The organism is Athalassotoga sp., from assembly GCF_049965695.1.
Lineage (GTDB): Bacteria > Thermotogota > Thermotogae > Mesoaciditogales > Mesoaciditogaceae > Athalassotoga.
Genome location: NZ_JBMFWB010000016.1, coordinates 33151 through 42388, shown reverse-complemented (window position 1 = coordinate 42388; position 9238 = coordinate 33151). Strand labels below are relative to the sequence as shown.

8 protein-coding genes and 1 CRISPR repeat array are annotated in these 9238 nt (G+C 40.3%); of the genes, 3 read left to right on the top strand and 5 right to left on the bottom strand.

Annotation, left to right across the window (positions count from 1 at the left end):
- The 3 genes from ACP5NR_RS06410 to ACP5NR_RS06400 all read right to left on the bottom strand — a co-directional run.
- A partial coding sequence (locus ACP5NR_RS06410; RefSeq protein ID WP_428006142.1) for an ABC transporter substrate-binding protein occupies positions 1-806 on the bottom strand: 806 nt, incomplete at its 3' end.
- Between the two features lie 24 nt (positions 807-830).
- Positions 831-2192 carry a family 16 glycosylhydrolase gene (locus ACP5NR_RS06405; protein ID WP_428006141.1) on the bottom strand — a complete coding sequence of 454 codons (1362 nt, stop codon included), beginning with the start codon at positions 2190-2192 and terminating at the stop codon, positions 831-833.
- Between the two features lie 5 nt (positions 2193-2197).
- Complete coding sequence (locus ACP5NR_RS06400) at positions 2198-3223, bottom strand: LacI family DNA-binding transcriptional regulator (RefSeq protein ID WP_428006140.1); 1026 nt, start codon at positions 3221-3223, stop codon at positions 2198-2200.
- Positions 3224-3520: 297 nt separating this feature from the next.
- Here ACP5NR_RS06400 and ACP5NR_RS06395 point away from each other — a divergent pair, with 297 nt between their 5' ends.
- The 3 genes from ACP5NR_RS06395 to ACP5NR_RS06385 are packed head-to-tail and all read left to right on the top strand — an operon-like array spanning position 3521 to position 7191.
- Complete coding sequence (locus tag ACP5NR_RS06395; protein WP_428005583.1) at positions 3521-4471, top strand: AAA family ATPase; 951 nt, start codon at positions 3521-3523, stop codon at positions 4469-4471.
- Positions 4461-5741: a DUF58 domain-containing protein gene (locus ACP5NR_RS06390; RefSeq protein ID WP_428005582.1), complete on the top strand. Its 1281-nt coding sequence runs from the start codon at positions 4461-4463 to the stop codon at positions 5739-5741. Before ACP5NR_RS06395 ends, ACP5NR_RS06390 begins: the two co-directional genes overlap by 11 nt.
- Complete coding sequence (locus tag ACP5NR_RS06385; RefSeq protein ID WP_428005581.1) at positions 5716-7191, top strand: hypothetical protein; 1476 nt, start codon at positions 5716-5718, stop codon at positions 7189-7191. The genes ACP5NR_RS06390 and ACP5NR_RS06385 overlap by 26 nt, the downstream gene beginning before the upstream one ends.
- Before the next feature lie 39 nt (positions 7192-7230).
- On the opposite strand, the gene ACP5NR_RS06380 is transcribed toward ACP5NR_RS06385, so the two are convergent.
- Both ACP5NR_RS06380 and ACP5NR_RS06375 read right to left on the bottom strand, forming a co-directional pair.
- Positions 7231-7569 carry a hypothetical protein gene (locus ACP5NR_RS06380; RefSeq protein WP_428005580.1) on the bottom strand — a complete coding sequence of 113 codons (339 nt, stop codon included), beginning with the start codon at positions 7567-7569 and terminating at the stop codon, positions 7231-7233.
- Positions 7570-7635: 66 nt separating this feature from the next.
- A CRISPR array of direct repeats spans positions 7636-8530; the repeat unit is 32 nt; unit sequence GTTTCAATCCACGCACCCGTGTAGGGTGCGAC.
- Positions 8531-9073: 543 nt separating this feature from the next.
- Entirely contained in the window at positions 9074-9205 is a 132-nt protein-coding gene (locus ACP5NR_RS06375) for a hypothetical protein (RefSeq protein WP_428006139.1), read from the bottom strand.
- Positions 9206-9238: the final 33 nt, after the last annotated feature.

Sequence of the window (9238 nt, the reverse complement as noted above, 5' to 3'; positions counted from 1 at the left end):
CCCGGAATGTAAAGGTTAGACATGTCATATTCATGTTTTATCAAATCAAGTGTGCAGATATCGTTCGAATTGACGGACGTCACAACCACACTGTCGAGGTATGGCCTGCCGGTCATCCAGTAATTAGGATTTTTAACGTAAGTAACCGTGTTCGTCGGTTGATTAAAACTCTTGAAAACAAACGGACCTGTTCCGACTGGATTCGGATTCGTGTATTTGGAAGGATCCGTTATGTTAGACCAGATATGTTCCGGTACTATTGGCTCTCCAACCAAATACTGGAAGATTGCCATGTTAGGTTGTGAAAGTTTGAATATAACCGTGTTTCCGCTTGCAGAAACACTTTGAAGATCATTTGCAGATGACCATATACCGTTAAGGTCTATGCTCGGATTGGCTTTTAAATAGTTGAACGTGAAGACCACATCCTGTGGTGTGAACGGAACTCCGTCCGACCATTGAACGCCCTGGCGGATCGTCACATCTAATTCAGTGTTGTTGTCCGTCCATGCGTAGGACGTCCCAAGCATATTAGTGACATCGCCGGTTAAGTTGATGAAGAACAACGATTCGTAGATGAAGGACGTTGGAAGCGTCGAGTTGTTACCCATGAAAGGATTTAAACTGTATTGAAGTGGCCCGTCCGGAAGAACTATCTTGAAAGTTCCCCCGTATTTGACGTTGCTTCCCCAGTTGACTATTGCAGGCCCGTACTGACTAAGGTACGGATATGAAACATCTGCAAGGCCGATGCTCACTATGCCTATCAAGGCTACCAGCAAAACTAAAAACTTTACTTTACCCATGTAATTCCCTCCTTTGAGATATTATCAATTTTGAGCCTGATACACCTTTATGTACTTTATATACATCTTTTGCGGGAAAACAGTTGAACTGTTTGGATTACCCGGCCAATTCCCACCAACGGCAAGATTGATTATCAAAAAGAACGGATGATCGTATACCCAATCCTGTGGACCGTAATTTGCCTCTACATAAGATTTGGTAAGGAAGAAGTAAAGATGACCATCTACATACCAGCCCATAGCGTCTTTATTCCATATGAATGTGAATGTATGGTAAGAATCTGAGAAAGTTCCGGATGGAAGTGTATAACTTTGGCCTATGCCAACTCCTCCCGAAATTGGACCGTGTGCGGTGCCATAAACTTTTGCAGAATTATTTCCAAGCATTTCCATAATGTCTATCTCTCCACAGGCAGGCCAGCCAACTTGATTTATATTGTCTCCCAACATCCAAAACGCAGGCCATATTCCCTGCCCTTGAGGTAGTTTGGCTTCTATGACGACTTTACCGTATTCAAAAGAAAATTTTCCCATCGTAAGCATTCTTGAAGACGTGTAGTCATAGGTACCGTTCTTATCCGATTTTGTCTCTTTCTTTGCCTCAATGATCAAATTGCCGTTTTGAATGTAAGCGTTACGATCCGTGTAGTATTCAAGTTCATTGTTTCCCCACCCATTTTGACCATTACCAAGATCGAAGTTCCATACATTCTTATCGATAGAAGTTGCAACTGAAAAGTCTTGATCGAATATCAAATTCCATCCTTTAACGTCGGTCAAAGTAGAAGTTGCAATTTGCGTTTCTGATTTTGATTCCATCTCTCCCGCCTTCTCAAGAGAAACATTTTTTATCCATACAGTCCCTGTCGCAAGACCGAGTTCAAATTCGAAACGAGCGTGTTCATCGGTTGGTTTGTACATCGTAAAGGTGAACTCATAAGTTTTCCATTCATTTCCAAGTTGAAAGGTCATCCCTCCGGCCATACCGTTGCCAGGATTGTAAGCAGGCCAACCTACCCCTGCCGTTCCGCCTATTTTTACCTCTACATTTCTTGAAATAGAAGATTTTGCCATGAAACTGACTTTATAAATTGATCCATGATCGAGAGTAATAGGAGATTGAAGCAACTGTTCAGCCCAACTGTTAGATCCGGCATCATAAAAAACGGCTTCAAAATACCCATTTCCACTTGTTGCCGTTCCTCCTCCTGTTGCGTTGACAAGAAAAGACCAATTGTTATTTGTAAATATGTTTCCGTCAGAAGGAATAGAAGCAGGGATGTAAAGAGATTGAGTAAAATCAGAATTCCCAATCATATTCTGAGCAAACGTGGAAAAGCCAAAGGCAATGACAAAAACCAACAGAATAAAAAAATATTTTCTCACTCGAATCACTCCTTTATTTGATTTACAGACTCTCTTTCCACAATTTTATAAGGCACTATAATTTCACGATTTCTTTTGTTAGATACTGAATAAAGTCTTTCTATCATCAAAGATGCAGCCGTAATGCCAAGTTTCTCCTTTTGCTGATCTACCGTAGTTAAGCGAGGAAACGTGTAATTTGAGATGAATGAATTATCAAATCCCATTATAGATATATCTTCAGGAACATTTATTCCCATTTCTATAACCGCTTTTAAACCGCCAAAAGCCATCAAATCGTTAAATGCAAAGATAGCCGTCGTTTTTTTACCCGATTTAAAAAATTTTTTAACGATATCGTATCCGGAATTCGGTGTAAAGTTTCCATCTTTTATTGAAAATTGAGCTTCCAAATGCCTCTGTGAAAATAGTTTTACTCCGTTTAACCTGTCAACGGAAGATTGAATGCTTTTACCACCGGTTACTATTAAAAAATTTCTGTGACCCCGGCTGTAGAGATAATTCACAGCCGTGAAAGCCGCTTTTTTGTTGTCTATGGTAATGCTGTCAACGTTAAGATCCCCACCTATGTCATTTCTCCAATCAAGGGCAATTATTGGTATCGTAAGGGTTGAAAACATTTGAATGGTCTTGAAATCTGGAGTACATAAAACAATACCATCCATTCTTCGACTAAAAGCAAAATCAAAGATAGCTTCTTTTATGTAATCCAGATTATGAGTAACATTTACCATCACCTCAACATTTCTCTGATTTGCATAGACAGAAAGCGAATCCACAATTTCACCGTAAAACTCAAGATTAAGGTTTGGAACTACAACACTTATACTGAAAGTACTTTGAGTTTTCAAATTTTTAGCAAATCTTGACGGCTTGTACTTTAAAAGTTTTACAACCTTCTCTATTTTTTTCTTTGTTTCACTTGAAACAGAAGACGAAGAGTTCAAATATCTTGAAACTGTTGCCTGAGAAACTCCGGCCATCTTACTTACATCTGAAATCGTTGGCTTCTTTTCCAAATTTTCGTTCATCTTTTCAACTCCTGTTGATATAACATTACTACATAATAAATTATACTATGAAACTAATTTCACAACAAGTTTAATTTAAAGGCAAAAATCATGTTAAATTGGTGATTATAACTTTTGATATACTAAACCCACTTCCAAGTCGAATGTTTATTTGCCGAAGCTGAGGACAGGATGTCCTCTTGTTTGATGTTGATTCGAATTTTAAAATATGATACAATTTTAGAGGTGGTGGAGTTCACCCAACGCTCGAAAGCCAATGACTCCTGGGATGGAGTCATTTTTATTTGGAGGCAAAAAATGGATATCGTTGATTTAAAAGATCGCATCATAAAAAACATCTCTAAAGTTATATTCGGTAAGGAAGAGGCCATTGAAAAACTTTTGATCTCTTTCATGATAGGCGGTCATGTACTCCTTGAAGATGTTCCGGGTACCGGGAAAACGGTGCTCGCCAGATCCTTTGCGATCTCACTTGGATTGAATTTCACGCGTGTCCAGTTTACACCTGACCTGCTTCCCACAGATCTTACAGGCCTTTCAATTTACAACAGAGACAAAGGAGAATTCGTCTTTAAACCAGGTCCTGTTTTCACCGATATACTGCTCGCAGATGAAATAAACAGGGCAACTCCAAAGACTCAGTCTGCAATTCTTGAAGCAATGGCAGAAAATCAGACCACGATAGATGGCGTTACTCACAAACTTAGCGATAACTTTTTCGTCATGGCAACTCAAAACCCGATCGAATACGAAGGTACTTTTCCACTTCCTGAGGCTCAACTTGACAGATTTGCTTTCATGATAAAAATAGGTTATCCGCAGCGTGACATGGAGATGGAAATGCTCACATCTCAAATGGATCATCATCCGATAAACGATATAAAGCCCATTCTTAACCCGGAGGAAGTTAAATTTATAAAAAATGCGATCAGAGAGGTTAACGTTGATGACACTGTAAAAGATTACATCGTTTCCATTGTTTCACACACGAGATTTAACAAGGATCTTTACTTAGGCGCAAGCCCGAGGGCATCTCTTAATCTTATGAAAGGCGCAATGGCAAGGGCACTTTTGAATGGCCGCACTTACGTTATACCGGATGACGTTAAAATGGTTATGAAAGAGGTTTTGTATCACAGACTTATCCTCACATCTGAAGCACGCGTTAAAATGAGAAAAGTTGACGATGTGCTCGAAGAAATTGTAAACGAAGTGCCGTTACCGGTGATCAAAAAAGATGAGGTATGAAATTTTACCACTTCTTGTTTTCACTATCCTTTCAATTTTAGCAATTATAATAGTCTTCGGTTCATTCAGCGTAACGCTGGCAGGCATTGATGTTTCGCTGTGGATTTACTTTATGGTGACCGTAAAGGTCGTTAAATCTTTGGAAGTATCCTCATCGGTTTACCCGTCGAGAGTTTTTACCGACGACGAAGTAACATGTGAAACCAAAATCAAAAACATGTCAAAATACCTGCTTTCCAAAGTTGCAGTTCAAGACTTCTCCTCGGATGGATATATATCAAACGGTTCAAGGGAAGTTTCAGGATCGATTTTGCCGGATCGCACGATGTTGCTTTCATATGTTATGAAATTTCGTACAAGAGGGGAACACTATTTTTACGGAATAAACATTCATGTTGAAAGCACGCTAAAACTTTTTTCAATAGAAAGAAAAATTGAGGTAAAAAGAAAAATACTCGTTTTTCCCAAAATCTTGCCGATAGATGAGTTAAAAACCACTCTTATAGATCCGGTCTCCGGTAAAAAGACGGATTTTAAAATTCTTGAAGATTCAAGTCATATAGTTGGAATACGTGAATACAGCGGAGAACCTTTCCAAAGAATACATTGGAAAGCAAGCGCCCATACCGGTGATCTTATGGTCAAAGAATATGAATACACCGGCTCTTCAAAGATAAGGATGTACGTTGATTACAACCTTCCAAAAGAAATATATGCCAGAAACGTTTGGGCACATATGAGAAAGGATTATGAAGAATACGCATCAATGGCATCTTCAGGAATTATAAAATATCTTTACGACAAAGATATGCCTATAACGCTTAAAGTGCTTGGAGATAAAATTTATACAGTAGATCAACAGGCAAAGGATTATATCCCGTATTTTGACGCACTTGCCATAGCAAAAGGCACAGATGATCCATCTGATGATCTCTCGCTTCAAACCCAGATCATGGGCGACCTTTTTTCCATGTCCAGAACGACAACTGTCATCATCATATCAATGTACCTTACCGATGATGCCATTCCAAAATTGCTCACCGTAAAATCAAGAGTTGCGCGTCTTATGGTCTTTGTCATACCTTACGGCTTCAGAATGCCTTACGATAAAAAATACGATACTTATTCGATTTTGCCCAGAGAGGTACAAAGGCTCAGAGATCAAAGTGCTATTCTCGTTGAGAATAACGTCATGGTTCACGTCATGATGGATAACGAGTCTTTCGACGAGGTGATAAAAAGATATGACAAAACGATGGAAATTTTTTAATCTTCTCTGGCTTACGCTGTTTTTGATACTTTTATCTTATCTGCTTGGAATAACAACATTGGGTCTTGCATTTTTGCCGGTAGCCTTTCTTTTCGTGTGGATATTTTCAAGGGCAAAAATAGAAGTATCGTGGCTTGCATGGGTAATACCTTACTTTCTTGTCATGATCTTTTTTCTCTGGATTTTCAACGGAGGAAGCCCGATTCATTTTTTCTTTTACGGATTCTGGATATCTTTGAATAAATGGCTGTCATATCCTGTGAAACCGCTGGGAATGGCCATAATACTCTTCGTTATTTCATACGTTGTGATATATCTCAACTCAAAAATGATGATGAAGCGATTCAATGCGTCAATAGCACTCATGGTTATAGTTGCAATCGTTGGAATTGCCTCCCAGTTCATAAATCCATTTGTAACGGCTGGTATGATAATGCTTTTGCTGCTTTCATTTATCCTTAACTCTTCGTATCACGATCAATTTATCAACAGATCGATATTTCGTTTCGTTGGAATCGTTGCACTTGTTTCTTTGCTGATATTCTTTTTAGGACTTACATTCAGACCGTCATCTCCTATGGAATCAATTTTTAACACAATTCTCGTTTCAAAAACGTCTCCCTCCACAGCCACGCAATCATCATTGCCAAAAAGAACAGTGGTTGTTCCCGTTGCACCTGTACCTCCGGCAACAAGCACGAAAACGCAATCAAACCCCGATCTTGGTGTTTTCTATACAATCGTTGTTGATGCAACAGGTGTGGTTGTCATATCCGTAAGTGCAGTGATGATTTTTTTGATGATCAAATACAGGCCAAAACGTAAAAAGAAAAGAGATATAAAAACAGTTGTCTTTATCGTATGGATGATCGCGTCAATACTCTTTATCTTTGTCTCGATTCTTTATGGCTTTGGATTGCTTAATCCAGGTAAAGTAAATTTATCCGGAATCCAGACACATCAAAATTCCGTTGAAAGTGGTCTTACAGTTATTGCATCAAAGGTTACAACTCCTTATAAAAGTCCACATGAAGGGACATCTCTCCTTTCCAATCCTATTTTTCTTGGATCTGTAATTATGATGGCCGGCGTTTTTGCAATTTTTCTGATCTATTATCTCTTAAAATATGGAATGCCTTTAGGTAAAAAAGAAAGTGAAGAAGATCGCGCCGAAGCCACTGATTTTAATTTTGAAAAAGAGAATTACGATTTCAAAGGTACTCCTCAAAAAATAGTTTTGTTCTATTACAAACTATTGAGAAAAAAGATCGGAGATCCAACACTGACACCGTATGAATTTTCAAATGAATTAAAAGAAAGAATCGGAGAAGAGAATGCCGGCAAAATAACGAATATATTCGTTAAATTAAGATACGCACATAACGAAATAACCTCTGAAGAAGCCAATTTTGTTAAAAATTATGTCTTAAAAATCCTTAAAAACGAATAACCCCGCTTATAAAAAGCGGGGCTTGAGGCGAAATTTATTTCAAAAAACCATAGTAGCGTAATCTTGATTTACAAGATCTGCTATTGCTTTTCCAACAGGAATCGCATTGAAACCAAGTGCCGTTAATTTTGGGGTTATATCGAAGGCATTACTTACGTTGACGCAAGCCACCGGGGTGATGCCATCTTTTATGAGTTTAGATAAACTTGACTGAAGATCTTTGTCTTCGACGATGACTTTTTCACTTGGACCGAAAAAGAAAACTTTAAGATCATCATATAACTTTGCCTCAAAAGAAACAATCCCGAATGTCATTGCCGTAGAAATAACATTTTTATCTCCACTTGATATTATTACTAAAACTTTTTTCTTAGACACAAAACCATCTCCTTATCGATTCATTTCACTGTTATGACTTATACTCTACCTAATTTGTTCAATTTAATTTCAATCCACGCACCCGTGTAGGGTGCGACTGCTACCGGCCAGCAAAAAATGGATGCCGTAATAGTTTCAATCCACGCACCCGTGTAGGGTGCGACAAATAGCAACGGGGATGATCAGCATGAAAAAATCGTTTCAATCCACGCACCCGTGTAGGGTGCGACGTAAAGGAGGTATAAAGCATGCAAACAATTATTGTTTCAATCCACGCACCCGTGTAGGGTGCGACCCATCACCAAATGTGTTTTCAAATAGCCATAAGCAGGTTTCAATCCACGCACCCGTGTAGGGTGCGACCGAACTGATCGAAAGATTGAAAGATTTTGTGGATCGGTTTCAATCCACGCACCCGTGTAGGGTGCGACAGAAACAAATAAAAAAAGTGTCAAGTTAAAACGGTTTCAATCCACGCACCCGTGTAGGGTGCGACATAATATATAAAACAAGCCCTGCAATAAGTAATAGTTTCAATCCACGCACCCGTGTAGGGTGCGACCCTTCTCCAATTTATTTTTAACATATTCACTACGTTTCAATCCACGCACCCGTGTAGGGTGCGACTCAATCACAGTTTCAATGGACTTTGCCGTTCGATGTTTCAATCCACGCACCCGTGTAGGGTGCGACCTGGAGGAGTACAGTTATTGACACAGGTTGCTTTTGTTTCAATCCACGCACCCGTGTAGGGTGCGACGACAAAAGGCCCGGGGTGATAACAATTCGGGTACCGTTTCAATCCACGCACCCGTGTAGGGTGCGACGAAACTTCAATTCCAGCGTGTGCTTAGTGTCTAGTTTCAATCCACGCACCCGTGTAGGGTGCGACCCATGGCAGGTCAAGAGACTGCAAAGTCTATTATTGCGTTTCAATCCACGCACCCGTGTAGGGTGCGACGGCATCCATGCAAGCGGATCGAAAGTTAGAATTACGTTTCAATCCACACGCCCCTACGGGGCGCGACCGTTACTCCTCCAAGCATCACACTGCCTGCTGTTGTTTCAATCCACACGCCCCTATGGGGCGCGACGATAACTTACAAGTAGAAGTCTTGTATGATTTTTTGTTTCAATCCACACGCCCCTACGGGGCGCGACGATGGATACTTTTAGGGCTCAATATAGAGGCGACGTGTTTCAATCCACACGCCCCTACGGGGCGCGACAAAGTCCGGCGGCTATTGCCCCAACGTTGGTCAGTTTCAATCCACACGCCCCTACGGGGCGCGACATTATGCGGCCGGATCGTAGTGGTCGGTATGGCGTTTCAATCCACACGCCCCTACGGGGCGCGACTGAAGAGGCTTTGAGATATATCGTTAGATCGGAGTTTCAATCCACGCACCCGTGTAGGGTGCGACGTGGAGTTTTACCGCCGAAGAATCAAACGAATTGTGGTTTCAATCCACGCACCCGTGTAGGGTGCGACAAAAAGGTATTTCTAACTCGTCTTTCTTGCATCTGTTTCAATCCACGCACCCGTGTAGGGTGCGACCGTAAACATTTCAACGTCTTTATCAAGTGCATCAGTTTCAATCCACGCACCCGTGTAGGGTGCGACATCATTAGCCAAAACACAATTCTCGCTACATCAGTTGTTTCAATC

What these genes read in the sequence shown, in the direction of transcription:
- ACP5NR_RS06395 (WP_428005583.1), top strand. Translation starts at nt 3,521, where the DNA reads ATGGATATCGTTGATTTAAAAGATCGCATCATAAAAAACATCTCTAAA.
- ACP5NR_RS06385 (WP_428005581.1), top strand. Translation starts at nt 5,716, where the DNA reads ATGACAAAACGATGGAAATTTTTTAATCTTCTCTGGCTTACGCTGTTT.
- ACP5NR_RS06400 (WP_428006140.1), bottom strand. Translation starts at nt 3,223, where the DNA reads ATGAACGAAAATTTGGAAAAGAAGCCAACGATTTCAGATGTAAGTAAG.
- ACP5NR_RS06390 (WP_428005582.1), top strand. Translation starts at nt 4,461, where the DNA reads ATGAGGTATGAAATTTTACCACTTCTTGTTTTCACTATCCTTTCAATT.